The sequence below is a fragment of the Nocardia sp. NPDC058640 genome (assembly GCF_042716995.1).
Classification (GTDB): Bacteria; Actinomycetota; Actinomycetes; order Mycobacteriales; family Mycobacteriaceae; genus Nocardia.
The window spans coordinates 1-25,009 of the sequence record NZ_JBHXRG010000014.1 but is presented as its reverse complement, the minus strand read 5'-3'; the positions used below and the strand labels follow the sequence as shown (position 1 = coordinate 25,009).

Sequence of the window (25,009 nt, the reverse complement as noted above, 5' to 3'; positions counted from 1 at the left end):
TCGCCCGAGACGAAAGTTGTCGATACCGGGCACGGGGCCTAACCGGCGACCCGTTCCCCGACGCGACCAAAGATTGCACAACAGGAGGCTCAGTGCCCAGCCATGCCAGCGCACGGATCACGAAGGTACTCGTAGCTAACCGCGGCGAGATCGCGGTTCGCGTGATCCGGGCTGCCAAGGACGCGGGAATCACCAGCGTCGCGGTGTACGCCGAGCCCGATGCCGACGCTCCCTTCGTGAAGCTCGCCGACGAGGCGTTCGCCCTCGGCGGTCAGACCTCTGCCGAGTCGTACCTCGTGTTCGACAAGATCCTCGATGCCGCGGCCAAGTCCGGCGCCGACGCGATCCACCCCGGCTACGGTTTCCTCTCCGAGAACGCCGACTTCGCCCAGGCCGTGATCGACGCCGGGCTCATCTGGATCGGCCCGTCGCCGCAGTCCATCCGCGACCTCGGTGACAAGGTCACCGCGCGCCACATCGCCGAAAAGGCGAAGGCGCCCATGGCCGCGGGCACCAAGGACCCGGTCAAGAACGCCGACGAGGTCGTCGCGTTCGCCAAGGAGTACGGCGTTCCGGTCGCCATCAAGGCGGCGTTCGGTGGCGGTGGGCGCGGGATGAAGGTCGCCCAGACCATCGAGGAGATCCCGGAGCTGTTCGAGTCGGCCACCCGTGAGGCCGTGGCCGCGTTCGGTCGCGGTGAGTGCTTCGTCGAGCAGTACCTCGACAAGGCCCGCCACGTCGAGGCCCAGGTCATCGCCGACCAGCACGGCAACGTGGTGGTCGCCGGTACCCGCGACTGCTCGCTGCAGCGTCGCTTCCAGAAGCTGGTCGAGGAGGCGCCCGCGCCGTTCCTGTCCGACTCGGTACGCGCCGCCATCCACGACTCCGCCAAGCGCATCTGCCGCGAAGCGGGCTACTACGGTGCCGGCACCGTGGAGTACCTGGTGCAGGGCGAGACCGTGTCGTTCCTCGAGGTGAACACCCGCCTGCAGGTGGAGCATCCGGTCACCGAGGAGACCGCGGGCATCGACCTGGTGCGTCAGCAGTTCGCGATCGCCAACGGCGACGAGCTGACCATCAAGGAAGATCCCGCTCCGCGTGGGCACTCGTTCGAGTTCCGCATCAACGGTGAGGACGCCGGTCGCGGCTTCCTGCCCGCGCCCGGCCCGGTCACCGTCTACCGCGAGCCCTCGGGCCCCGGCGTGCGCGTGGATTCCGGTGTGGTGCAGGGCAGCGTCATCGGCGGGCAGTTCGACTCGATGCTGGCCAAGCTGATCGTCACCGGCGAGAACCGTGAGCAGGCGCTGCAGCGTGCGCGTCGCGCGCTGGCCGAGTTCGAGGTCGAGGGCCTGGCCACGGTGATCCCGTTCCACCGCGCGGTCATCGAGGATCCGGCGTTCATCGGTGACGGCGAGAAGTTCGACGTCTACACCAAGTGGATCGAAAACGAGTGGAACAACACCGTCGAGCCGTACACGGCCGCGGGCGTTGCCGATGATGACGACGAGGATCTGCCCCGGCAGAAGGTCGTCGTCGAGGTCGGTGGACGTCGCGTGGAGGTGTCGCTGCCGGGTCAGTTCACCCTCGGTGGTGGCGCTGCCGGTTCGGCGGGCAACGGTGTGGTTCGCAAGAAGCCCAAGGCGCGCAAGCGTGGTGGCGCGGCCGGTGGTGCGGCGTCGGGTGACGCGGTGACCGCGCCGATGCAGGGCACCGTCGTGAAGGTGGCTGTCGAAGAAGGACAGTCGGTCGAGGCGGGCGATCTGATCGTGGTGCTCGAGGCCATGAAGATGGAGAACCCGGTCAACGCGCACAAGGCCGGTGTTGTCACCGGGCTGTCCGTGGAGGCGGGTGCTGCGATCACGCAGGGCACTGTTCTGGCGGAGATCAAGTAGTTTTCTGACTTCAGCAACGGGCGTCGGTCTTCGTGACCGACGCCCGTTGCTGTTCTCCTACCGGCAAAAGTCGCAGGGAGGCGGCGTAGCTGAACGGGGGGCGAAGATCACGGGTTCTTCCAGGCTGAGTGCCCCGATCCTGTCGTATCGTGGATCGGGTGACCAGCACTGCGCACACCGGTTCGAACCCGCTGCCGACGCCGGGTTCGGCCACGGTCGCGGAGGTCATCCACCACCGTCGAGACGCCGGTCATCGCGCTGACGGGCATCGGCTGGCGCTGGTGATCGAGGGTGGTGCCAGTCGCGGGGTGTATTCCAGCGGGATGGTGCAGGCGCTCGAGGAGCTGGGCCTGTCGAAGGTGTTCGACGCGGTGTACGGCACGTCGGCCGGGGCGATCAACGGTGCGTGGTTGCTGTGCGGGCGCGCGGCCACGGGGATGCGGTCGTGGACCGATCCGGCGATCATGCGACGCGTGGTCGACCCGGTGCGCATCCTGCGCGGCAAGCCGGTGTTCGACCTGCACTATCTGGTGAACGGCGTCTACGACGGCATCCAGCCGATGGACTTTCCGGCGATCCTGGCCAACCCCACCAGCTTTCACCCGATCGCGACCGACATCCGCACCGGGGAGTCGGTGGACCTCGGTCCTTACATCACCGACAAACAGTCGCTGCTGACGGCGCTGCGGGCATCTGCGGGGCTGCCCCTGCTGGCCGGGCCGCCGGTCATGCTCGGGGGTGGCAGTTACTTCGACGGCGGGCTCGCCGAGACGGTGCCGATTCGTACGGCGGTGGCCGCGGGGGTCACGCACGCGTTGGTGTTGCGCACCCGTCGCACCGACGAGCTGCGGCCGCCCGCTTCGCTGCTGCACCGGGTGGTGGGCGGCGGGTATATGCGGGCCATCGCGCCGGGGGCGTTTCGGGCGTGGACGAAGCGGCCGGGTCAGCAGGCCAGGGAGGACAGTTATCTGGCCGGGCTGGGCGACCAGGTGCTGCAGGTGCATCCGCCTGCTGGTTCGCCCGCGGTGGAGAGCGCGGCTCGGGATACGGATCTGCTCGATCGGGCGTTGGAGATCGGGCGGACTGCTGTGCATTCGCTGCTCGGTGGGGGAACGCTGCGTACGGCCTGAACCAGCCGCGAGATGAGCCGTTAGGCTGCGGGCGTGGAAGCGATCGAGATCAACGCTGGGTCCTGGTATCTGCGCGCCTTGCGGGCCGATGAGCGCATCGATGACCGACCCGCGTTGGCCGATGGGGGGATCACCGATGCCGATTACGTGGCCACGCGTTCGCAGCAGTGGGCGGATGAGTCGCACCTGTCGTGGGCGGTGTGTGTGCCGACCACGGCGGAGATGGTCGCCGAGATCGGCGTGACGCCGGGGGTCGACGGAACGGCCGCGGTGACCGGGTGGGCGCGGGCCGGTGCGGACGAGGCTTTGGCGGCAGGGCTGGCGTCGGTGCACCGATTCGTCGAGGGTGCGCTGGGGTTGCGGCCGGTCTCCGCCTGACGGGGTTATGGCGGTTCCGCGAGGAAGAACGCCGCCCATAGCCGCGACACGTCGCCATATCGCGGCCATGAGCGACTCATGTTGCGCTACGGCGCTTCTCGCGTGAGGACCGCGTCCAACGCATCGACCGCGCGCTCGAGCTCGTCCTCGGTCACAGTCAGTGCCGGACGGAACCGAATGCTGCGCTCCCCCGTGCCCAGCAACAGCACATGCTCACGTTCCCGCAGCTCCGTCACCACCCGATCGCGCAGTTCCGGCGTGGCCAGGGTGATCGCGCACATCAGCCCGCGCCCACGCACCTCGCTCACCTCGTCCGGATGCGCCGCAGCCAGTTTTCCCAGCTGATCGAGCAGGAACGCACCCAGCGGCGCGACACCTTCGATCAACCGATCCTGTTCCAGCACTTCGAGAATGCGCCGGGTGCGGACCATGTCGGTGAGGTTGCCGCCCCAGGTGGAGTTCAGTCGCGAGCTCACCTGGAAGACATTGTCGTCGATCTCGTCGACCCGACCGCCCGCCATGATCCCGCACACCTGCGTCTTCTTCCCGAACGCCACCACATCGGGCTGCACCCCCAATTGCTGGAAGGCCCAGGTGGTTCCGGTCAGGCCGACGCCGGTCTGCACCTCGTCGAGGATGAACAGCGCGTCGTTGGCGTGGCACAGCTGCTGGATGGCGGCGAGGAATTCCGGCCGAAGGTGACGGTCGCCGCCTTCACCCTGAATGGGTTCGGCGATGAAACATGCTATGTCGTGCGGGTTTTCGGCGAAAGCCTGTTCGGCCTGTGCCAGCGCGCGCGCTTCCAGTTCCTCGATATCGGGGCCGGCGAAGGTGTGCGGTGTGTCGATGCGCGGCCAGTCGAATTTCGGGAAGCGGGCGGTCTTGACCGGGTCGGTGTTGGTCAGCGACATCGTGTAGCCGCTGCGGCCGTGGAACGCCCCGGTCAGGTGCAACACCTTGGTGCCCAGTTCCGGTGCGCGACCGTGCAATTCGTTGTGCCTGCTCTTCCAGTCGAACGCGACCTTCAGCGCGTTCTCGACCGCGAGCGCACCACCGTCGACGAAGAACAGATGCGGCAGGCTCGGATCGCCGAGCACGCGGGCGAAGGCGTCGACGAAGGCCGCCATCTCGACGGTGTAGATGTCGGAGTTGCTCGGCTTGTTCAGTGCGGCAGTGGCCAATTCGGCGAGAAAGTCCTCGTCGCCAGCCAACGCGGGATGGTTCATGCCCAGCGCGTTGGAGGCGAAGAAGCCGAACATGTCGAGATAGCTGGTGCCGTCGCGTTCGTCGACCAGCGTGCGACCGTGCGACTTGCGCAGGTCGAGCACGAGTTCGAAGCCGTCCGCGAGGATGTGCGAGGACAGGATTTCGTGGACCCGGTTGGCGGGGATGACCGCCGCGCCGGGGCGCTCCAGTTCGATGGTCACCAGACCGACGATACGCAAATATTTACGGAAGTTCTACGGATTCGCGAATCAAATTACGACCGATGACTACTTGTCATAGAATGTCTGCAGGATGATGGTGCTGCGGGTGTGCACGTTGGCCGTGGCCCTGATCTCCTGCAGCAGATGTTCCAACGCCCGAGGCGAGGCCACCCGCACCAGCAGCACGTAGCTCTCCTCGCCCGCCACCGAGTGGCACCCCTCGATGCCGGGGATGTGCTGCAACAATGCGGGCGCGTCGTCGGGTTGGGACGGGTCGAGAGGAGTGATCGCGACGAACGCCGACAACAGGTGGCCCAGCGCTTCGGGGTCCACATTCGCGGTGTATCCGCGGATCACGCCACGCGCTTCGAGCCTGCGCACCCGCGACTGCACCGCGGAGACCGACAGACTGGCCTTCTCCGCCAGGATCGACAACGTGGCGCGGCCATCGATCATCAGTTCCTTGATCAACAGTCGATCGATGTCGTCGAGCTGGGGCCGAGCCGGTGTATCCGCCATCCGCGAAGGCTAACCCAGCGCGGCCCCAGCGCGGGGAAAACTTCTTTCCGTTCCCCACCGAAATCTCCCGAACTTTTCCGTGAGTCGTACCAACCAGCAGTCAGCCGAACTGCAGAAGGCGAGCACAGTACCGATGACGCAGACCGTGACCGAGAACTTCTCCGAGCAGCTGTCGCTGCGCGCCGGGGCGCTGCTGCACGCCCTGGGCGCCACCCTGCCCGAACCCGGCCCACTGCTGGCGCGCACCCCCATTTCGGGCGGGGTCCTGCTGCCGCTGACCACCGACACCCCTGCCGACGTGGACGCCGCGATCGGCCGTGCCGCAACGGCATTCGAGTCGTGGCGCACGGTGCCCGCGCCCATTCGGGCCGCGCTGGTGCGTCGACTGGCCCAGTTGTTGGTGGAGCATCAGGACGAGCTGGCCGAACTGGTGACCCTGGAGGCGGGCAAGATCGGTCCCGAGGCACTGGGCGAAGTGCAGGAGATGATCGACGTCTGCGAGTTCGCGATCGGACTGTCGCGCCAACTCTACGGCGCCACAATGCCTTCCGAGCGTCCCGGACATCGGCTGATGGAGACGTGGCATCCGCTCGGCGTCGTCGGGGTGATCTCGGCGTTCAATTTCCCGGTGGCGGTGTGGGCTTGGAATACCGCGATCGCGCTGGTGTGTGGTGACACGGTGGTGTGGAAACCCTCGGAGACCACGCCGTTGACGGGGTTGGCGTGTCACACGCTGCTGCGTCGGGCCGCAGTGGATGTGGGCGCGGATCCTGAAGTGCACCAACTGATTCAAGGTGATGCCACCGCCGGTTCGGTCCTGGTCGACGACCCCCGTGTCGCACTGCTCAGTGCCACCGGCTCGGTGCGGATGGGCGCCACGGTCGCGCCTCGCGTGGCCGCACGGTTCGGGCGGTGCCTGCTCGAACTGGGTGGCAACAACGCCGCGATCGTCGCGCCCAGTGCCGACCTGGAGTTGGCGGTGCGCGGGATCGTGTTCTCGGCGGCCGGAACCGCGGGGCAGCGGTGCACGAGTCTGCGTCGGTTGATCGTGCATCGTTCGATCGCCGACCAGGTGGTCGAACGGCTTTCCGCGGCGTACAGCCAACTGCCCGTTGGCAATCCGCTCGACGACGGCGTGCTGGTCGGGCCGCTGATCAACGAACTCGCCTTCGCCGCGATGCAGGAAGCGCTGGTCGGCGCGGTGGCCGAGGGGGGCGACATCATCTGCGGCGGTGAACGAGTCGAGATCGTCGGCCCCGACGCCTACTACGTGCGGCCCGCACTGGTTCGGATGCCGGGGCAGACCGAGCTCGTGCGCGAGGAGACGTTCGCGCCGATCCTGTACGTGCTCACCTATGACGACCTCGATGAGGCCATCGCACTCAACAACGGTGTGCCGCAAGGACTTTCCTCGTCGATCTTCACCCTCGACCAGCGTGAGGCCGAACGGTTCCTGGCGGGCTCGGACTGCGGCATCGCCAATGTCAATATCGGCACCTCGGGTGCGGAGATCGGCGGCGCGTTCGGCGGGGAGAAGAACACCGGCGGTGGGCGCGAGTCGGGCTCCGATTCCTGGAAGACCTACATGCGTCGCGCGACCAACACCGTCAACTACTCCACCGAACTCCCCCTGGCTCAGGGCATCCATTTCGGCTGATCAGGTACCGATTTCGTCTTTGGGCTCCCCCCGTGTAAAGTTGTCTTTGCAACGCGGGATGGAGCAGCTCGGTAGCTCGCTGGGCTCATAACCCAGAGGTCGTAGGTTCAAATCCTGCTCCCGCTACTACGAGAAGGCCCCGAAGTTTCGACTTCGGGGCCTTCTTCGTTTCATGTACCCAGTCGCAGCGTCCAGTTGCCTCGGTAGTGCAGCCGCGTCACGCTGGCAGGCGGCACATCCATTCGCCAGAACGATTTCGCCGGTGCGTCGAGCACCACCAGCAGCGCCGCGCGCACCACCGCCGGATGCGTCACCGCCACGGTGTCGCGCCCCGCCGACGCGACCTCGGCCAACCAAAACCGCACTCGCTCAGTCAGATCCGTGACCGATTCCCCACCGTGCCCACGGAACTCGGGATCGGTGAGCCAGGCGAACAGTTGATCCTGGGCCACCTTGCCCATCTCACTGCCCCGCCACGACCCCGCATCCAGGTCCCGTAGTCGCACATCCGGCTCGCCGACCAGGCCCAACTCCTGCGCGGTCTCGCGGGCCCGCAGTTCGGGCCCGGTCCGCACCAGCGCCGCGTCCAGGGGCACGCAGGCGCGCACGGCCGCCCGCCCCGACTCGTCGAGGGGTTCGTCAACAGGAAAACGCGCCTTACGTACCGCCTCGGTAAGGCCATGGCCGACCAGGTCGACTCTCAGCACCGTTTGCACGAGAGTCGAGGGTAGCCCCGGGTGCGACCCACACCACACCCCAGGGCCACGCAGTCGCCCCGGTCAGCTCCGTATTCGCGGCATCGGTGCAGGTCGGTGCGCGCGCGGTCGCCGGGAATTGTCAGTGGGTCGGTGCACACTGGGTGCATGGATCGGTTCTCCCCCGCTGCCGCGCAATGGTTCGACGGTGCCTTCCCCGGCGCGACGTCGGCCCAGCTCGGCGCGTGGGACGCGATCGCCGCCGGTCAGAACACGTTGGTCGTCGCGCCGACCGGGTCCGGCAAGACCTTGTCGGCGTTCCTGTGGGCCATCGATCAGCTCGCGCAGCGAGAGCCGCCGGAGAAGGGGACGCCGCGCGGCACGTCGGTGCTCTACATCTCGCCGTTGAAGGCCCTGGCCGTGGACGTGGAGCGCAATCTGCGGGCACCGCTGGTGGGAGTCACGCAGACGGCGAAACGGCTGGGGCTCGACCCGCCGGATATCTCGGTGGGCGTGCGTTCGGGCGACACTCCGCCCGCCCAGCGCCGGGCCATGCTGCGCACACCGCCCGACATTCTCATCACCACACCCGAGTCGCTGTTCCTGCTGTTGACCTCGGCGGCGCGCGAGACTCTCGCCCAGGTCAACACGATCATCGTCGACGAAGTGCACGCCATCGCGGGGTCCAAGCGCGGCGCGCACCTGGCGTTGTCGCTGGCCCGGCTGGATCAGCTCACCGAGAAACCGGCACAGCGGATCGGCCTGTCGGCCACGGTGCGCCCGGCCGAGGAGGTCGGGCGGTTCCTGGTCGGCAACGCGCCCATCACCATCGTGCGACCGCCCGCGCCCAAGACCTTCGACCTGTCGGTGCGAGTGCCGGTGGCCGATATGACCGATCCCGGCGGCGATTCCGATCAGCCGGGGTCGATCTGGCCGCACGTCGACGAGGCCATCGTCGACCTGGTGCTCGAACATCGGTCCTCGATCGTGTTCGCGAACTCGCGACGACTGTCGGAACGCCTCACCGCCCGACTCAACGAAACCTACGCGGCCCGACTGGGCGAACCGGTCGAGACCGAGCACGCACCGCCCGCGCAGATCGGGGCGTCCACCGAGGTGACCCACGGGGCCGAACACCTGTTGGCCCGCGCGCATCACGGGTCGGTGAGCAAGGAACAGCGGGCCATCATCGAAGACGACCTCAAGACCGGTCGGCTGCGGTGCGTGGTGGCCACGTCGTCGCTCGAGCTCGGCATCGACATGGGTGCGGTGGACCTGGTGGTGCAGGTCGAGGCGCCGCCGTCGGTGGCCAGCGGGCTGCAGCGGGTCGGCCGGGCCGGGCACCAGGTGGGGGAGGTTTCGCGGGGCGTGCTGTTCCCCAAGCACCGCACCGACGTCATCCACTGCACCGTGGCCGCGCAACGCATGCTCGCGGGCGATATCGAGAAACTGCAGATCCCCGCGCACCCCCTGGACATCCTCGCCCAGCAGACCGTGGCGGCCTGCGCGCTGGAACCCATCGACGTCGACGGTTGGTTCGACCTCGTGCGCTCCACCGGCAGCTACGCGAACCTGCCCCGCTCCGCGTACGAATCGGTGCTCGACCTGCTGGCCGGACGCTACCCTTCCGACGAGTTCGCCGAACTCCGCCCGCGGGTGGTGTGGGACCGCGACGCGGGCACCATCATGGGCCGCCCCGGCGCGCAACGTCTGGCGGTCACCTCCGGTGGCGCGATCCCCGACCGTGGCATGTTCGCGGTGTTCATGGTGGGCGAAAAGGCTTCTCGCGTTGGCGAACTCGACGAGGAGATGGTGTACGAGTCGCGCGTGGGCGATGTGTTCGCGCTCGGCGCCACCAGTTGGCGGATCGAGGAGATCACCTTCGACCGGGTGCTGGTGTCGCCTGCGTTCGGAATGCCGGGCAGGTTGCCGTTCTGGCGGGGTGACGGGTTGGGGCGGCCTGCCGAATTGGGTGCTGCGCTGGGTGAATTCATTCGCACGGCGGGTCAGGTGCCGGGGGATGAACTGACGCGGATCGTTGCGGGGATGGGGTCGCAGCTTGCGTTGCCTGCGGGGGCGGCTGTCGATGTGGCCGGCGCGGTGTCTGAACTGTCGGCAGGCTCCGAGGAAGCGGGCGGCGGGACGAAGAAGGGTGGGCGGACGAAGGCGGCCGGTTCCACGACGGGCGGCTCCAAGGCGTTGCGTGCCGAAACAGCCAGCGACACGGCATCCGGTGACGCAGGTAAGGCCACGGGGCGAGCAGGGGCTGCCGGGAAGAAGGCGAAACTTGTCTCGGCCGAGCTCAGTAAACCTGGGGCGCGGCTGGAACACCTGGTGCGATCGGCTGGACTCGATCAGAATGCTGCCGCGAATCTGGTGAGCCTGATCGAGGAACAGCGCAGCGCTACAGGGCAATTGCCCACCGATCGCACGTTGGTCGTGGAACGATTCCGTGACGAACTCGGCGACTGGCGACTGGTGCTGCACTCCCCCTACGGCACCCCCGTGCACGCACCGTGGGCGCTTGCCGTCGGCGCGCGCCTGCAGGAACAGTTCGGCATCGACGCCGCCCCGACCGCGTCCGACGACGGCATCGTGGTGCGCCTGCCCGACACCACCGACCAACCGCCCGGTGCCGAACTGTTCGCCTTCGAACCCGACGAGATCGACGACATCGTCACCGAACAGGTCGGCGGCTCCGCCCTTTTCGCCTCCCGCTTCCGCGAATGCGCCGCCAGAGCGCTGCTGCTGCCGCGCCGCGACCCCGGCAAACGCGCACCGCTGTGGCAGCAACGGCAGCGCTCGGCCCAATTGCTGGATGTGGCCCGCAAATTCCCCCAGTTCCCGATCCTGCTGGAAACCGTGCGCGAATGCCTGCGCGACGTCTACGACCTGCCCGCTCTGCGTGACCTGCTCACCAAGGTCGCCCGCCGCGAAATCCGCCTGATCGAAGTCGAGACGGCCAGCCCGTCCCCCTTCGCGGGGGCCCTGCTGTTCTCCTACATCGGCCAGTTCCTCTACGACGGCGACAGCCCCCTGGCCGAACGTCGTGCCGCCGCACTGGCTTTGGACTCCAGCCTGCTCGCCGAACTCCTTGGCCGCGTCGAACTACGCGAACTCCTGGACCCTGCCGTCATCGACCTCACCGAACGAGAACTGCAACGCCTCACCCCCGAACGCCAAGCCCGTGACGCCGAAGGCCTGGCCGACCTCCTCCGTCTACTCGGCCCCCTCACCCCCACCGAGGCCGCAGCCCGCTGCGTCCCCCGCCCCGGCACGGCCGCCGCCGCTCGCCGCGCCGAGGCCATGGGGAACGTGGCGCTAGACGACTTCGGCGCCCCCGAACCCGACGTGAACGCTCGCACGGCCGAGCCGACAGCGGCCACCGAGGGCACCCCAAGCGCCACACCCTCAGCACGCGCCGCAGCCTCCGACGATCTGCTCGCCGATTCCGATGCCCCGCTGTGGTTCGCGGAACTGCGGGATTCGCGTCGAGCGCTGGAAGTCTCGTTCGCGGGGCGCACCTGGTGGGTGGCGGTGGAGGACGCGGCTCGCCTTCGCGACGCTCTGGGCGTGCCGTTGCCGATCGGTGTGCCCGCGGCGTTCATCGAACCGGTGCCCGATCCGCTCGGCGACCTCGTCGGGCGCTATGCCCGCACCCACGCGCCCTTCACCACCGGCGCGGTCGCCGCCCGCTTCGGCCTCGGAGCCGCGGTGGCCGGCACCGCACTGCACCGATTGCTCGCCGAAAAGCGTGTTGTCGAAGGCGAATTCACGCCGGGAACAGCCGGTGGCGAGTGGTGCGACTCCCAGGTCCTGCGCCAATTGCGCCGCCGTTCACTGGCCGCCGCTCGGCAGGAAGTCGAGCCGGTGACCACTGCCGCGTTCGGCCGCTTCCTACCGTCATGGCAACACGTCGGCTCCGGCGAACTGCGGGGTGTCGACGGCGTGGCCACCGTGGTCGAACAGCTTGCGGGCGTACCGATTCCGGCCTCGGCATGGGAATCGCTGATCCTGCCCATGCGCGTGCGCGACTACTCCCCCGCCATGCTCGACGAACTGATGGCCACCGGCGAAGTGGTCTGGTCGGGCCACGGCGCGATCACCTCCCGCGACGGCTGGATCGCCCTGCACCTGGCCGACCAGGCCTCGTTCACCCTGCCGCCCCCCGACGACATCGACCCCACCGACATCCAACTCAACCTCCTGGTAGCCATGGGCGCCCAACTCGAACCATGGCCCCCCGGCAACGAACGCCAAGTGGTCGACTTGGACAGCGCGGGCGAAGGCATCACCATCGAACCGACACAACCCGCTTCGCCACAGCTGGACACCGCGTCGAAGTCGCGCACGGGTAAAAGCCGCGCGGCGGGAACAACTACCGGACCTTCAACCAGTGAGCCTGGTGCAAGTTCCTCCCCCGCCGATGCGACCGCCGGCAGTTCGGCCGGGTCCTACGGTCGGCTTCCCCCCACCCTGCACGGCGCGGGCGCGTACTTCTTCCGCCACCTCTCCGATGCCACAGGCCTGCTCAACGACAAAGCAGTCGGCGAGGCACTGTGGCAGCTCGTCTGGGCGGGTTATGTCTCGGGCGACACCTTCGCGCCCGTCCGTGCACTGCTGGCAGGCACCACCCGAGCCACCACCGCGCACCGCGCCCCCCGTCGCGCCCCACGCGGCCGCGCCTACCTCCCGAGGGCCGCGCTGCCCACCCGCGCAGGGCCGCCGAACCTCGCGGGTCGCTGGTCGATTCTGCCGGAACGCGTGCAGGACAACACTGTTCGCGCCCACGCCACCGCCGACCAGCTCATCGAACGCTACGGCGTTCTCACTCGTGGTTCGGTCCAGAACGAAGGCATTTCCGGCGGCTTCCAGCTGATGTATCGGGTACTCACCGAATTCGAGGATCGTGGACGCTGCCGGCGCGGTTATTTCGTCGACAGTCTCGGCGGCGCCCAGTTCTCCACCACCGACACCGTCGACCGCCTGCGCTCCTTCGACACCGACCGCGACGACACCCGAACAGGCGTCGCCCTGGCACTTGCGGCGTGCGACCCCGCCAACCCGTACGGCGCCGCCCTGCCATGGCCCAAAGGCGACGCCGAAGGCGGCCATCGCCCCGGTCGCAAAGCGGGCGCCCTGGTGGTACTCGTGGGCGGCGAACTGGTGCTCTACTCCGAACGCGGCGGCAAAACCCTGCTCAGCTTCACCGAGGACATCGGCATGCGCCGAGCCGCCTCGGTCGCGCTGGCCGGACTCGTGCGCGACCATAGGGTCGACGGATTGGTGATCGACAAGATCAACGGAGAAACCGTGCACGGCAACCTTTTCGCCGACGTCCTGGTCGAGGCAGGTTTCTCGATGACCCCGCGCGGGCTACGGCTGCGCAGACAGGTGTAACCCGATGCCCGAGGGCGACACCGTCTTCCGCACCGCGGAACGGCTGCGCACGGCCCTGGTCGGAAAAACCCTGACGCGCAGCGACTTTCGAGTACCTCGATTCGCCACGGTGAACATGGTCGGCGACCTCATCGAGGAAGTCGCCAGCTACGGCAAGCACCTGTTCATCCGCACCGACCGCCTGAGCATCCATACCCATCTCAAAATGGAAGGCGAGTGGCGGGTCTTCCACTGCGGCCAACGCTGGACCAAACCGCGGGTCACCGCCCGATTGGTGCTGGCCAACGACGAGGTCGAAGCGGTCGGCTTTTCACTGGGCAAGGTGCAGGTACTCCAGCGCGCCGACGAACACACCGTCATCGACCACCTCGGCCCCGACCTGCTCGGCCCGAACTGGGACCCGACACAGGCACTGCACAACCTCACCGAACACCCCCGCCGAGCCATCGGCCTCGCCCTGCTCGACCAGCGCAACCTGGCAGGCATCGGCAACATCTACCGCAGCGAGATCTGCTTCCTGCGCCGAATCCACCCCGCCACCCCCGTCGGCGACATCCCCGACCTCCCCGCCCTGGTCGACGAATCCCACCGCGTCCTGGGCAAAGCCGCCCACCAACCCCCGTGGCGCCCCCTGGTCTACGGCCGAACCCGGCGCCCCTGCCCCCGCTGCGGCACGGCCATCGCCTCCCAACTGCTCGGCGAAGACGACCCCGCCGACCGCATCACCCAGCGAGAACGCGGAATCTACTTCTGCCCCCGCTGCCAACCCAGTCCACAAACAAGCTGACCCGATTCCGGCCGTCTGCGTCCTTCCTCTGGACAACTGGCGTAATCGCCCACTTCGCATCGTTTACCCCGCGATTTCGGCCTATTCGAGGTCGAAGTGGTCGATTACGCCGGTGTTCACCGCTCCTGCGGCACCGGTTCCAGCAATTGCGGACGGGGTTCGGGGGCGGCGGCCCGCAGCGCGTCGGCGGACTTGTCATCGGGTTGGGTCTGCGATTCGATCTCGGCTCGCACGCGCGCCTGATAGGTGGCGATCTCGCGGTCGACATCGTCTGCGTCCCAACCGAGTACGGGCGCCACCAGGTGGGCGACCTGTTCGGCACTGTTGGCGCCACGGTCGGGGTATTCGATGGAGATCCGCGTCCGACGAGCCAGGATGTCGTCCAGGTGCAGCGCACCCTCGGCGGCGGCCGCGTACACCGCCTCCACCTGCAGGTAGGCCGGCGCATCGGTAATCGGTTGCAGCAGTTCGGGTTTGCCCGCCGCCATGTCGAGCACCTCGTCGACCAGGGAGCCGTAGCGGTCGAGCAGGTGCGTCATCCGGTAGGGGTGGATGCCGTAGTGCTGCGCGAGCTGCACAGTCTGGTTGACCAGCGCGAAGTACCCGTCGGCGCCAAGCAACGCGACCTTTTCGGTGATCGACGGCGACACCCGCGCCGGAATGTCTTGTGCCGCTTCGTTCATCGCGTCAGCCGCCATCACCCGGTAGGTCGTGTACTTGCCGCCCGCGATACTCACCAGACCGGGCGCGACGCGAGCCACGGCATGTTCGCGCGAAAGCTTGGACGTCTCGTCGCTCTCGCCTGCCAGCAGCGGACGCAGGCCCGCGTAGACGCCGTCGATGTCGGCATGGGTGAGCGGGGTGACCAGCACCTCGTTGACCCGGTCGAGCAGGTAGTCGATGTCGGCCTTGGTCGCGGAGGGGTGGGCGAGGTCGAGGTTCCAGTCGGTGTCGGTGGTGCCCACGATCCAGTGCGCACCCCACGGGATGATGAACAGCACCGAGGTGGCGGTGCGCAGGATGATCGCGGCGTCGCTGACGATCCGGTCGCGCGGCACCACGATGTGCACACCCTTGGACGCACGCACATGGAAACGCCCGCGTTGATTCGACAGACCCTGCACCTCGTCGGTCCACACGCCCGTCGCGTTGATCACCACGCTCGCGCGCGCCTCGGCGGTGCGCCCGTCATCGGTGTCGCGCAGCTTCACGCCGACGACCCGGTCGGCTTCGCGCAACAGGCCGACGACCTGGGTGGAGGTGCGGATGACCGCGCCGTAGTGGGCGGCGGTACGCGCGACGGTCATGGTGTGGCGGGCATCGTCGACGACGGTGTCGTAGTAGGTGACGCCGCCGATCATCGAGTCGCGGCGCAGTCCGGGTGCCAGCCGCAGCGCACCGTGCCTGGTCAGATGATGCTGTCCCGGAACAGATTTCGCGCCACCCATGGTGTCGTACAGGGCGATTCCCGCGGCCACGTACGGCCGCTCCCACACGCGATGGGTCAGCGGGTACAGGAAGCGCAACGGCTTCACCAGATGCGGGGCCAACGTCGACAGCGCCAGCTCACGTTCCTTCAGCGCCTCCTTGACCAGGCCGAACTCGAGCTGTTCGAGGTAGCGCAGGCCACCGTGGAATATCTTCGACGAGCGACTCGACGTGCCCGACGCGAGATCGCGAGCCTCGACCAGCGCGACCGAAAGCCCGCGCGTCGCGGCATCCAGGGCGATACCCGCGCCGACCACGCCACCGCCCACGACCAGCACGTCGAACTGATCCTTACCCAGCCGCTCCCAGGCGGTACGCCGATGTTCGGGGCCGAGAACCCCCGGCCCGAGCCGGTCCCGCTTCCCGCCCGCCACCAACTCACCCGGGTGCAGGAACGGAAACTCCGGTGTCTGCGACATGCTCGACTCCTCGCCGCCGACCGAATTCGGCCGGTCCCAGCCGACAGTGGGGCGGGCGCCGCGAACCCGGCGCCGCTGCGTACAGGCTAAACGTAGTGGGCATCCAGCGCGCGGGACGCGTTCGGCGGGGCGTGTGGACGAAATTCGGCGGCCTGACCGAACCGAACGGCCGGGGGATGTGCCGGGCCCCAACATTCGCCCCGATCCGCGACCTCCGCGCGCCGTGGCCGGAGCTGGTGAGGCTCCAACATCTGGGTGCGATGAGCGGGCGACCATCACGATTGTTTTGACGCCTGTCGACGACAACCCGCTGTACCGCTGGTCGCCGACGACAAAGCTGTCAGCCGGACGCCTCGCATTCGGTAACCTGCAGCAATGCGTCGCTATGTGGCTGCCATCGATCAAGGGACGACGTCGAGTCGGTGCATCATCTTCGATCGGCAGGGTCGGATCGTCGGGACCGCGCAGCGGGAGCATCGGCAGATCTTCCCCAAGCCGGGCTGGGTGGAGCACGATCCGGCGGAGATCTGGCGTAATACCGAGTGGGTGTTGGGCGCGGCGCTGGGCAACGGTCGGTGCTCGGCCGGGGATCTGGCGGCGGTCGGAATCACCAATCAGCGTGAGACCACCCTCGTGTGGGACCGGGTCACCGGCGAGCCCGTGTACAACGCGATCGTCTGGCAGGACACGCGCACCGATCAACTCTGCGCAGAACTCGCGGGTGATCAAGGGCCGCAACGCTATGCGGACCGCACCGGCCTGCCGCTGTCGACTTACTTCGCCGGTCCGAAGTTGCGCTGGATCCTGGACAACGTCGAGGGCGTGCGCGCACGCGCCGAAGCCGGCGACCTGTGTTTCGGCACCATGGACAGCTGGGTGCTGTGGAAGTTGACCGGTGAACACCTCACCGACGTCACCAATGCGTCGCGCACCATGCTGATGGATCTTCGGACCCTGCAATGGGATTCGCAGATCTGTGCCGATTTCGACATCCCGATGTCGCTGCTGCCCCAGATCCGCAGCTCGTCGCAGGTCTACGCCGACGTCGTCTCCGGCCCGTTCGAAGGCGTCCCCGTCGCGGGCATTCTCGGCGACCAGCAAGCCGCGACTTTCGGCCAAGCCTGCCTGTCCCCCGGCGAAGCCAAAAACACTTACGGCACAGGCAATTTCATGCTCCTCAACACCGGCACCACACCGGTGTTCAGCAAGCACGGCCTGCTCACCACCGCCTGCTACCAACTCGGTGACACCCCCGCGGTGTACGCCCTCGAAGGATCCATCGCCGTCACCGGCTCCCTGGTCCAATGGTTGCGCGACAACCTCGGCATCATCTCCTCCGCCGAGGAAGTAGAACCCCTGGCCCGCACCGTCGAAGACAACGGCGGCGCCCACTTCGTCCCCGCGTTCTCCGGCCTGTTCGCCCCCCGCTGGCGCCCCGACGCACGCGGCGTCATCGCCGGCCTCACCCGCTTCGTCACCAAAGCCCACTTGGCAAGAGCCGCACTGGAATCCACCGCCTTCCAAACCCGCGAAGTAGTAGACGCCATGCGAGCCGACGCCGCCGCGCAACACCTGGACCTGGAACTGACCACCCTCAAAGTCGACGGCGGCATGACCGGCAACAACCTGCTCATGCAATTCCAAGCCGACATCCTCGACGTCCCCGTAGTACGCCCCGTAGTCCGCGAAACCACCGCCCTGGGCGCCGCCTACGCCGCAGGCCTAGCAGTCGGCTACTGGTCCGACCTCGAGGACCTGCGAGCCAACTGGATAGCCGACCAAACCTGGACCCCCACAATGTCCGAAAAGGAACGAACCCACCGCTACGCCGACTGGAACAAAGCCGTAGAACGCACCTACAACTGGGCCTGAGAAACCGCGCAACGGATTCAATGGCTGCCGAGATCTATGGTCAGAATCTTGACCACCGGATGCGCGTCGCCTCTATCGCCTTCCTCAGTGTCGTTGCAGTACTGGTAATCGATTCGCCCGGCGCCGCTGATCTCGTAGTGGATGGTGCGTGAATAGCCTGCCCATTTCGGGCCGTGGTGTTTGCCGCGTAGAACGGTCGACGATCCGACCGAAGGTGGCCTGCCAGGAGTTGCCGAGACGTGTTCCCAGAATTGCTGAGCCGATGTCATTCCGACCCGGTCGGCCAGTCCGTTCCACACGTCGAGGTATTGCCGGTGCACCAGAACTCGGTACATCGGTTTGGTGCCGGGTCGACCGCCGGGCGAGCGCGCTGCGACGAAGGGCCGATACGCTCCTGGCTCGGGGTCAGCCATTGTCGCTCGAACGGGGTGCATCCACCTCGACGAACTCTGAATCCTCTACTGAACCGATGTGCACCGCGCGACGGGCCGAGTCGCGCATGACCGCTGCTGTCGTGACCCACGCGTGCAACGCCTCCCGCAGCGGTTCCGGGTCTTCCGATGCCACCGTCAGGACAACGGCGTTTCGGATCTCGGCCAACGCTTCGGCCCGGTCGTCAGGGTCGAACTCTGCGAGCCATGCCAGGCCGCCGAGCTCGACCGGGGTGGGCGAGGAGGTCCGCGCCAGCACCGCTTCGGCCGTGAACAGTTGGGTGGTGACGGCAACCGCTTCGTGCAGAGCGGCGATCCGCTGTGCCGCGAGCATGATCAGCACAGATCCGTCGGTATCGCGCAGCGACGCCGACGAGCGTTTGGCCTCGTCGAGGAACTCACGGCGGCGCGCGCCCGCTAGATCGCTGACCTGAAACATCACCATGCCATGATTCTAGCAGGATTATGGCAGATAGCCCGTGGTCGTTAGACCGCTGCAGCCTTCGACAGTCGGGTGACCGCTTCTAGGAGGGTTTGCTCGTCCGATGTTGTGAAGCAGAGCCGTAGGGCGTTGTGCCCCGTGTCGGCGACCGCGAAGGCCGCGCCGGGGACGTAGGCGACGCCGGATTCGAGGGCTTTGGGGAGCAGGGTGGTGGTGTTGGTGTTGTCGGTGAAGTCGGCCCAGATGAACATGCCGCCGATGGGGGCTGTGCAGTGGATTCGGGTGCCGAAGGTGGCGTGGAGGGCGGAGGTAAGGGTTCGAGCCCGGGTGCCGTAGGTGGTTCGGATCGAATTGATGTGCGATGCAAGCCAATCGGTGTCCGAGAGCAGGTCGGTGGCGATCTGCTGGGTGAGAGCCGAGCCGCAGAGATCGGCGCCCTGTTTGAGGAGTTCGACTGCGCGGCAGACTTTTTCGGGGGCGATCATCCAACCGACGCGCAGGGAAGGGGACAGGATTTTGGAGACGCTGGACAGGCGGATCACCTGGGGTGAGTACGAGGCGACCGGCGCGGGCGTGGGCTGGTCGAACCAGAGTTCGCCGTAGGGGTCGTCTTCGATGATCCAGAAGCCGTGGGCCTGCGCGAGTTCCGCGAGTCGGCGGCGGCGTTCGGGGGCGAGGGTGACGCCGCCGGGGTTGTGGAAATTCGAGACCGTGTGGACGACGGCGGGGCGTTCGCCTGCGGCCAGGAGGTCTTCGAGGATGTCCAGGCGCATGCCGTCGGAATCCAGTGGGACGGCGACGATTCGGGCGCCCGCGGCTCGAAAGACCTGCAAGGCACCGACATACGCGGGGTCTTCGACAATCACGAGGGCGCCGGGGTCGAGTAGGACTTCAGCCAGCAGGGACAGGGCCTGTTGGGAGCCGTGCGTGATGAAGACTTCCGTTGCGGGCACGGCGCGGCCGATCTTGGCAGACTCGCGTGCGGCAATCACCTCACGCAGCGCGGGCCAGCCGGATGACTCGGTGTATTGCAGGACCGCCGAACTACGCAGGGCGGTCTCGGCGGCGAGAGCGATGCGTTCGCGGGGCATCAGGGCGGCGTCGGGCAGGCCGCCCGCGAGGCTGATGATGTCGTCGCGGGCTGTGAGTTTCAGCAGGTCCCTGATCGCTGAGCTCTGTAGGCCTGCGAGCTTGCCCGCCAGGGCGGGAGTGGTCAGCGACATGGGAACCTCCGGGGACGCCAAGGGAAGCAATCATCCTACGATTGCATAGCGTCCGCCAGAATGTGAAACTATCGTCTCATGCAGTGAGATGCTATCGGGCAGTGATCGACTTGACCTGCCACTTTCCATCGGTGTTGGTGGTGATGATTTCCTGCTTGTAGACCACCGCGGAACCATCGGGGTGCATTTCGCGCAACTCCACGTCATAGCGGCCGACGGTGGTTTCGCGCATCTTCACGCAGTGTGTGGTGCCCGCGGGGATCTGGCCGTCGATCGCCTGCTGGATCGTCTCCGCCGGTGAGATGTTCTCCGCGTCGGGTGCGACGAACTCGCGCACCTTGGCGCCGGATCGGTCGGTGTAGAAGGCGTATTGGAAGCCGAGGATGGCTCTGGCGCCGGTGGTGGTGTCGCCCGGGCCGTTACCGACGGTGACGGATTGTTCTGCGACAGACTGGCATTCGGTCGCGGAGGCGGCCGAGGTGACCGGCGCGGCCGTCACGCCGGGATCGGCGCCACCGCCGCGCTTGACCAAGCCGATGGTCAACACCAGTGCCACCACCAGCAGCACCGCCGCGGCCACGCCGCCGATGATCCAGCGCATCCGCTTGCTGTCGAGTTCGGGTTCCGCGGGGGGCGGGGTGGTCGGCGTCTTCGGGGCGAGGCGGCGCGCGATCGGGTCGTCGGCCCACGACAAGCCGGGCTCGGCGGGCGGCTTCGGGATCGCGCCGTCATCGTCGGCGTCCCACCATTTGTCGGCTGCCGGCTTCGGCTCGTCGGCGAACAGCGGGGTGCGCGTGCCGTCGGGCGGACGGACCGGCTCCGGCGGCACTTCGGACGAAGGTCCTTGCGACGCGGGCTTTTTGGGATCGGGGCGACCGCGACGGATCACCTCGGTGAGCTCACGACCGGACGTCACCGGCACGGAATCACCGAACACCGAGTCACCGGAGCCCTGCTCCCCACCGAATCGCACAGTGGGATCAGCCGGAGTCGGACCACCGAACGGGGAGGCCTGGCGAGGCCCGGACTGGGCGGAGGGAGGCGTGCCTACCGCGTCACCGGAGCCCTGCTTCCCACCGAACCGGACAGTGGGGTCGGCCGAGGGCGGACCACCCGGAGTCGGACCGCCGAACGGGGCGGCCTGGCGAGGCCCGGACTGGGCGGGCGGAGGCGTGGCTACCGCGTCACCGAAGACCGAGGTGGGGGCGGAGCGTCGATTATCGGGAGATCGGGGTGGCGCCTGCGGTGTAGGACCGGACTGACGCGGCGGGCCGACGGGCGGACCCGGCGGCATCGTGTTGTACGAGACGGGCGCACCGAACGGCCCAGCGGGCGGTGGCGCAACGGGTGGCTGACCCGCGACCGGCGCACCGAACGGACCTGGCGCGGGCGCACCAGCGGGCGGACCGAACGGACCCGGAGCAGCACCCCCGCCGGCAGGCGGACCTGCGGGCGCACCGGAGGGACCGGGCCCACCAGCGGGCGGACCGAACGGACCGGGAGCAGCACCCCCGCCAACGGGCGGACCGGAGTGACCCGCTGCAGGCCCACCAGCGGGCGGACCAGCAGGCCGCCACCCCAACTCGGGAACCCCGGTCGGCACGGGCGGCGGCGTAACAGGCACGGGCCCGCCGAAACCTTCGTCGTCGACCGGTGGCCCGAAATCGCTTACGGGAGGACCGAATTCCGCGGCCGGTCGTCGATCGCCGCGCTCGTTGTTGTCACCTTCGGTGCCCACGTCCAATCCTTTCCCCAGGACACACGTGTGGGGCGGTCGAATGCGACCGCCCCACACGACGTACTGCGTGTCAGTACTGGAGCGAGCCACCCCACTGGGTGTTCACACCCGCGACGTTCACCGTCTGAAGCAGCTCCCCCGGCACGGGCAGTGTAGCCTTCGCGGCCTGCTCGAGTGCGGCGGTGCCACCCGGCTGTGCCTTGATCCAGTTCTCGACCGCGGCCTTGGCCAGGTTGGCCTGCGTGGTGTCGAGCACGGTCACCGTGGTGTTGTCGGCGCGGCCGTCGCCACCGTTGAAGGTGGTGACCTTGACCGAGTTCTCGCCGATGTACTCCACCGACACACCGGCGTCACCGAAGCCGCCGCCGGGCGCGCGGTAGCCGACGGTGCCGACGTAGCCCGACGCGTTGTTGTAGTGGTGGGTGTTGGCCAGGATGCCCGCGCCGTCGATGGTGGCGCCGATTTCCTGGTGCGGGCCTTCCATCTCGACTACGGGCGCGGCGGGCGCGTTGGCCAGGCGCGGGGCCTGCCATTCCGGCGCCTTGGGTTCCTGGATGAGGGTGTCCGGGGACTCGACCTCGGCCTGCTCGCCCTGACCCGACGGCACGGTCGGCTGCGTCTGCTGGCCCGGACGGGTCGGCGTGACGGTCTCGGGCTTGGTGGTGCCCGGCTGGTCGGGCGTGGCGTCGGTGCGCTCCGGCTGCACCGCGGGCTTGTCGGTGCCCTGGGCGGTCTGACCCGGCACGGGCAGCGGCGCGACACGCGGGCTGGTGACGCCCGGCTGGCTCGGCGTCGGCTTGGTGGGGGTGCCCTGCTCCGGCTGACCCGGCGCGGGGCTGGTGACGCCCGGTTGGGCCGGGGTCGGCTTGGTCTCGCCCGGCTTGGGCTTGACGCTTTCCGGGGTCTCCGGGGTGGGAGTCTCCGGGGTCTCTACTTCAGCCGAAGGCTGGCCCGGCTGCGCAGGAGCCGGCGTGGCAGGAGTGGTCGGCTGGTCACTGGGGACCGCGCCGGCCGGTGCCGCGAGAAGAGTTGCTACTGCCGCCGCGGCAGCAAGAGGCAACGACGTGCTTGCCATCGCTCGCTGCGCCCGACTCGGCTTACGATGCTTCACTTTTCGTAATCCCTTTCCCGGAGGGAATCCCCCACTGCATCCACCACGCGACCACAGATGATCACGCCTCGGCCGTGAGTCAACCACATGAGCGCGAGACAGGCAACGCAGCAGTAGGTTTCGCGTCTTCTGGGCTCCGCCTGCGCGAACGCCGGATGTGAGGTTTACCGAGTTCGGGTGAGTAGCGTTGGCGAACAACACATTTCGAACCTGAAAACCCCAGCATCCGGCGCCTGGCGGAGTCAGTCCAGATCGTCGTGGCGCATCAGCAAACGCCCGGCTTCGGTGAGCGAACCGGTCAGCGACGGGTACACCGAGAACGTCTGCGCCAGGTCGGCCACGGTCAGATTGTTCTGCACCGCCAGCGCGATCGGCAGGATCAGTTCCGAGGCGATCGGCGCGACCACCACGCCGCCGATCACCACACCGGTGGCGGGACGGCAGAAGATCTTGACGAAGCCGCGGCGCAGCCCCGACATCTTCGCGCGCGGGTTGGTGTTCAGCGGCAGCATCACCGTGCGCGCGGGCACCTCACCCTCGTCGATCGCGGTCTGGCTGACCCCGACCGTGGCGATCTCCGGGCGGGTGAACACCGCCGAGGCCACCGTCTTCAACCGAATCGGGCTCACGCCCTCGCCCAGCGCGTGGTACATCGCGATGCGGCCCTGCATGGCGGCCACCGAGGCCAGCGGCAGCAGACCGGTGCAGTCGCCCGCGGCGTAGATGCCGGGCACCGAGGTGCGCGAAACCCGGTCCACGCGAAGGTATCCGCCGCGATCGAGTTCGATGCCGACCCGGTCCAGGCCCAGGTTCTGGGTGTTGGGGGTCGAGCCCACGGTCATCAGCGCGTGCGAACCGGTGACGGTGCGACCGTCGGACAGCTTCACCACGATGCCATCGGCGGTGCGCTCGACCGCGTCGGCGCGCGCGTGCTTGACCAGCTCCACACCGCGTTCGGCCAGCGCTTCCTCGAGCACCAGCGCCGCGTCGGCGTCCTCGCCGGGCAGCACGCGGTCGCGGCTGGACACCAGCTTCACCCGCACGCCCATCTCGGTGTACGCGGACACGAATTCGGCGCCGGTGACACCGGATCCGACCACGACCAGGGTTTCGGGCAGCTCTTCCAGGTCATAAAGTTGACGCCAGTTCAGGATGCGCTCACCGTCGGGCTCGGCGCCGGGCAGCACGCGCGGGCTGGCACCGGTGGCGATCAGCACGACCTCCGCTTCGAACTCCTCGGTGCTGCCGTCGGGCAACGTGGCACGCACCTGATGCGCCAAACCCGGTGCGGGACCGACCAATTCACCGTAACCGGGAAGTAGTCGAACGCCCGCGGCCTGCAGTTTGGTGCGAATATCGGAGGACTGCGCCAACGCCAGCGCCTTGACACGCGCGTTCACCTCGGGCAGATGCACCTTGGCCTGATCGGCGTCGATGTTGATGCCCAGGTCGCGCGCGCGGCGCAGATCGGTGCGCAGACCCGTCGAGGCGATGAAGGTTTTCGACGGCACGCAATCCCACAGCACACAGGCACCGCCGATGCCGTCGGCGTCGACCAGGGTCACCGACGCCCCGTGCTGGGCGGCTACCAGTGCCGCCTCGTATCCAGCCGGTCCACCGCCGATGATCGCAATTCGTGCCACCAGTCACGCTCCTTGTGCTCGCCTGATCGAACTGCCCCTTGTGAGGGCCCGTCCGTGCTGTCGACCCATCATTTCAGGTGCACTGTGACGTGCCAGGGTCGGATCGGTGAACAACAGCGCGCGTGTTCTGTGCCACGTCATCTGTGGTCGGTAAGTGTGACGGTCAGCCGATCTGGGTGGGAGACAGTAATTGTGCGCCGGTTATTGGCTACAGTTCCATGGTGCCGATCTATGCCGCCTACGGGTCCAACATGGACTCGACGCAGATGCTGGAACGCTGCCCGCATTCGCCCATGTCCGGGACCGGGTGGCTGGAGGGTTGGCGCCTGACCTTCGCCGGTGACGACATCGGCTGGGAAGGCCCGCTGGCCACCGTCGTCGAGGACCCCGGCTCGCGGGTATTCGTCGTGCTCTACGACGTCTCTCCCGAGGACGAGGACAGCCTCGACCGCTGGGAGGGCTCCGACTTCGGAATCCACAAGAAGATCCGAATCCGAGTCACCGGCACCCAAGGCGAGTCCCGCCTCGCCTGGCTGTACGTCCTGGACTCCTACGAAGGCGGCCTCCCCTCGGCCCGCTACATCGGAGTAATCGCCGACGCCGCCGAAAAAGCAGGCGCCCCAGAGGACTACGTCCACTCCTTGCGCACCAGAAACAGCAAGAACGTAGGCCCAGGCTCAGCCTGAGCCACCCACCCCGCAAACCCCAAATCCCCCATGACCGCACTCCCAGCCCCCACCTGCGACCCATAGGGAGC

General features: G+C 67.8%; 18 protein-coding genes and 1 tRNA gene. 9 read left to right on the top strand and 10 right to left on the bottom strand.

Annotated elements, in window-relative coordinates; all coding sequences use genetic code 11:
• The first annotated feature begins 92 nt into the window (after window positions 1-92).
• From ACFWU5_RS17065 to ACFWU5_RS17055, 3 genes are all read left to right on the top strand, one after another.
• Complete coding sequence (locus ACFWU5_RS17065) at window positions 93-1,892, top strand: acetyl/propionyl/methylcrotonyl-CoA carboxylase subunit alpha (protein ID WP_379246405.1); 1,800 nt, start codon at window positions 93-95, stop codon at window positions 1,890-1,892.
• Between the two features lie 158 nt (window positions 1,893-2,050).
• Window positions 2,051-3,022, top strand: coding sequence for a patatin family protein (locus tag ACFWU5_RS17060; RefSeq protein ID WP_379267879.1), 972 nt, complete (start codon window positions 2,051-2,053; stop codon window positions 3,020-3,022).
• Between the two features lie 33 nt (window positions 3,023-3,055).
• Entirely contained in the window at window positions 3,056-3,400 is a 345-nt protein-coding gene (locus ACFWU5_RS17055; RefSeq protein WP_379267878.1) for a hypothetical protein, read from the top strand.
• An 86-nt stretch (window positions 3,401-3,486) separates the two neighbouring features.
• Here the strand turns inward: ACFWU5_RS17055 and lat are convergent, their stop codons facing one another.
• Both lat and ACFWU5_RS17045 read right to left on the bottom strand, forming a co-directional pair.
• Window positions 3,487-4,827: an L-lysine 6-transaminase gene (gene lat, locus ACFWU5_RS17050; protein ID WP_379267877.1), complete on the bottom strand. Its 1,341-nt coding sequence runs from the start codon at window positions 4,825-4,827 to the stop codon at window positions 3,487-3,489.
• A gap of 66 nt (window positions 4,828-4,893) precedes the next feature.
• Entirely contained in the window at window positions 4,894-5,346 is a 453-nt protein-coding gene (locus ACFWU5_RS17045) for an Lrp/AsnC family transcriptional regulator (protein WP_379246397.1), read from the bottom strand.
• Window positions 5,347-5,479: 133 nt separating this feature from the next.
• Between ACFWU5_RS17045 and ACFWU5_RS17040 the strand changes: the two genes are divergently transcribed.
• Together ACFWU5_RS17040 and ACFWU5_RS17035 are read left to right on the top strand one after the other, a co-directional pair.
• Window positions 5,480-7,003, top strand: a complete 1,524-nt coding sequence (locus ACFWU5_RS17040) for an aldehyde dehydrogenase family protein (RefSeq protein ID WP_379267876.1) — start codon at window positions 5,480-5,482, stop codon at window positions 7,001-7,003.
• Between the two features lie 52 nt (window positions 7,004-7,055).
• Window positions 7,056-7,129, top strand: a tRNA-Met gene (locus tag ACFWU5_RS17035).
• 44 nt (window positions 7,130-7,173) lie between these two features.
• Here ACFWU5_RS17035 and ACFWU5_RS17030 read toward each other — a convergent pair.
• Entirely contained in the window at window positions 7,174-7,719 is a 546-nt protein-coding gene (locus ACFWU5_RS17030) for a histidine phosphatase family protein (RefSeq protein ID WP_379246393.1), read from the bottom strand.
• Between the two features lie 147 nt (window positions 7,720-7,866).
• On the opposite strand from ACFWU5_RS17030, the gene ACFWU5_RS17025 reads away from it, so the two are divergent.
• Window positions 7,867-13,098, top strand: coding sequence for a DEAD/DEAH box helicase (locus ACFWU5_RS17025; RefSeq protein WP_379267875.1), 5,232 nt, complete (start codon window positions 7,867-7,869; stop codon window positions 13,096-13,098).
• A 4-nt stretch (window positions 13,099-13,102) separates the two neighbouring features.
• On the top strand, window positions 13,103-13,885 hold the full coding sequence (locus tag ACFWU5_RS17020; RefSeq protein WP_379267874.1) for an Fpg/Nei family DNA glycosylase: 783 nt from the start codon (window positions 13,103-13,105) through the stop codon (window positions 13,883-13,885).
• 116 nt (window positions 13,886-14,001) lie between these two features.
• Here the strand turns inward: ACFWU5_RS17020 and glpD are convergent, their stop codons facing one another.
• Window positions 14,002-15,792, bottom strand: a complete 1,791-nt coding sequence (gene glpD, locus ACFWU5_RS17015) for a glycerol-3-phosphate dehydrogenase (RefSeq protein WP_379267873.1) — start codon at window positions 15,790-15,792, stop codon at window positions 14,002-14,004.
• Between the two features lie 375 nt (window positions 15,793-16,167).
• Here glpD and glpK point away from each other — a divergent pair, with 375 nt between their 5' ends.
• The gene (gene glpK / locus ACFWU5_RS17010; RefSeq protein WP_379267872.1) at window positions 16,168-17,664 is read left to right on the top strand and encodes a glycerol kinase GlpK; all 1,497 of its coding nucleotides are present in this window, start codon (window positions 16,168-16,170) and stop codon (window positions 17,662-17,664) included.
• Between the two features lie 17 nt (window positions 17,665-17,681).
• Here the strand turns inward: glpK and ACFWU5_RS17005 are convergent, their stop codons facing one another.
• The 6 genes from ACFWU5_RS17005 to ACFWU5_RS16980 form a co-directional block, all read right to left on the bottom strand.
• Window positions 17,682-18,077 carry a hypothetical protein gene (locus ACFWU5_RS17005; protein WP_379246383.1) on the bottom strand — a complete coding sequence of 132 codons (396 nt, stop codon included), beginning with the start codon at window positions 18,075-18,077 and terminating at the stop codon, window positions 17,682-17,684.
• Window positions 18,070-18,540 (bottom strand): hypothetical protein, encoded by a 471-nt coding sequence (locus tag ACFWU5_RS17000; protein WP_379246381.1) that lies wholly within the window; start codon window positions 18,538-18,540, stop codon window positions 18,070-18,072. Before ACFWU5_RS17000 ends, ACFWU5_RS17005 begins: the two co-directional genes overlap by 8 nt.
• Window positions 18,541-18,581: 41 nt before the next feature.
• The gene (locus tag ACFWU5_RS16995; RefSeq protein ID WP_379246380.1) at window positions 18,582-19,760 is read right to left on the bottom strand and encodes a PLP-dependent aminotransferase family protein; all 1,179 of its coding nucleotides are present in this window, start codon (window positions 19,758-19,760) and stop codon (window positions 18,582-18,584) included.
• A gap of 91 nt (window positions 19,761-19,851) precedes the next feature.
• Window positions 19,852-21,498 (bottom strand): hypothetical protein, encoded by a 1,647-nt coding sequence (locus ACFWU5_RS16990; protein ID WP_379267871.1) that lies wholly within the window; start codon window positions 21,496-21,498, stop codon window positions 19,852-19,854.
• Between the two features lie 70 nt (window positions 21,499-21,568).
• Window positions 21,569-22,573: a hypothetical protein gene (locus tag ACFWU5_RS16985; RefSeq protein WP_379246376.1), complete on the bottom strand. Its 1,005-nt coding sequence runs from the start codon at window positions 22,571-22,573 to the stop codon at window positions 21,569-21,571.
• A gap of 278 nt (window positions 22,574-22,851) precedes the next feature.
• Entirely contained in the window at window positions 22,852-24,252 is a 1,401-nt protein-coding gene (locus tag ACFWU5_RS16980) for an NAD(P)H-quinone dehydrogenase (RefSeq protein WP_379246374.1), read from the bottom strand.
• Between the two features lie 221 nt (window positions 24,253-24,473).
• Between ACFWU5_RS16980 and ACFWU5_RS16975 the strand changes: the two genes are divergently transcribed.
• Complete coding sequence (locus ACFWU5_RS16975; protein ID WP_379246372.1) at window positions 24,474-24,938, top strand: gamma-glutamylcyclotransferase; 465 nt, start codon at window positions 24,474-24,476, stop codon at window positions 24,936-24,938.
• The last annotated feature ends 71 nt before the right edge of the window (window positions 24,939-25,009 follow it).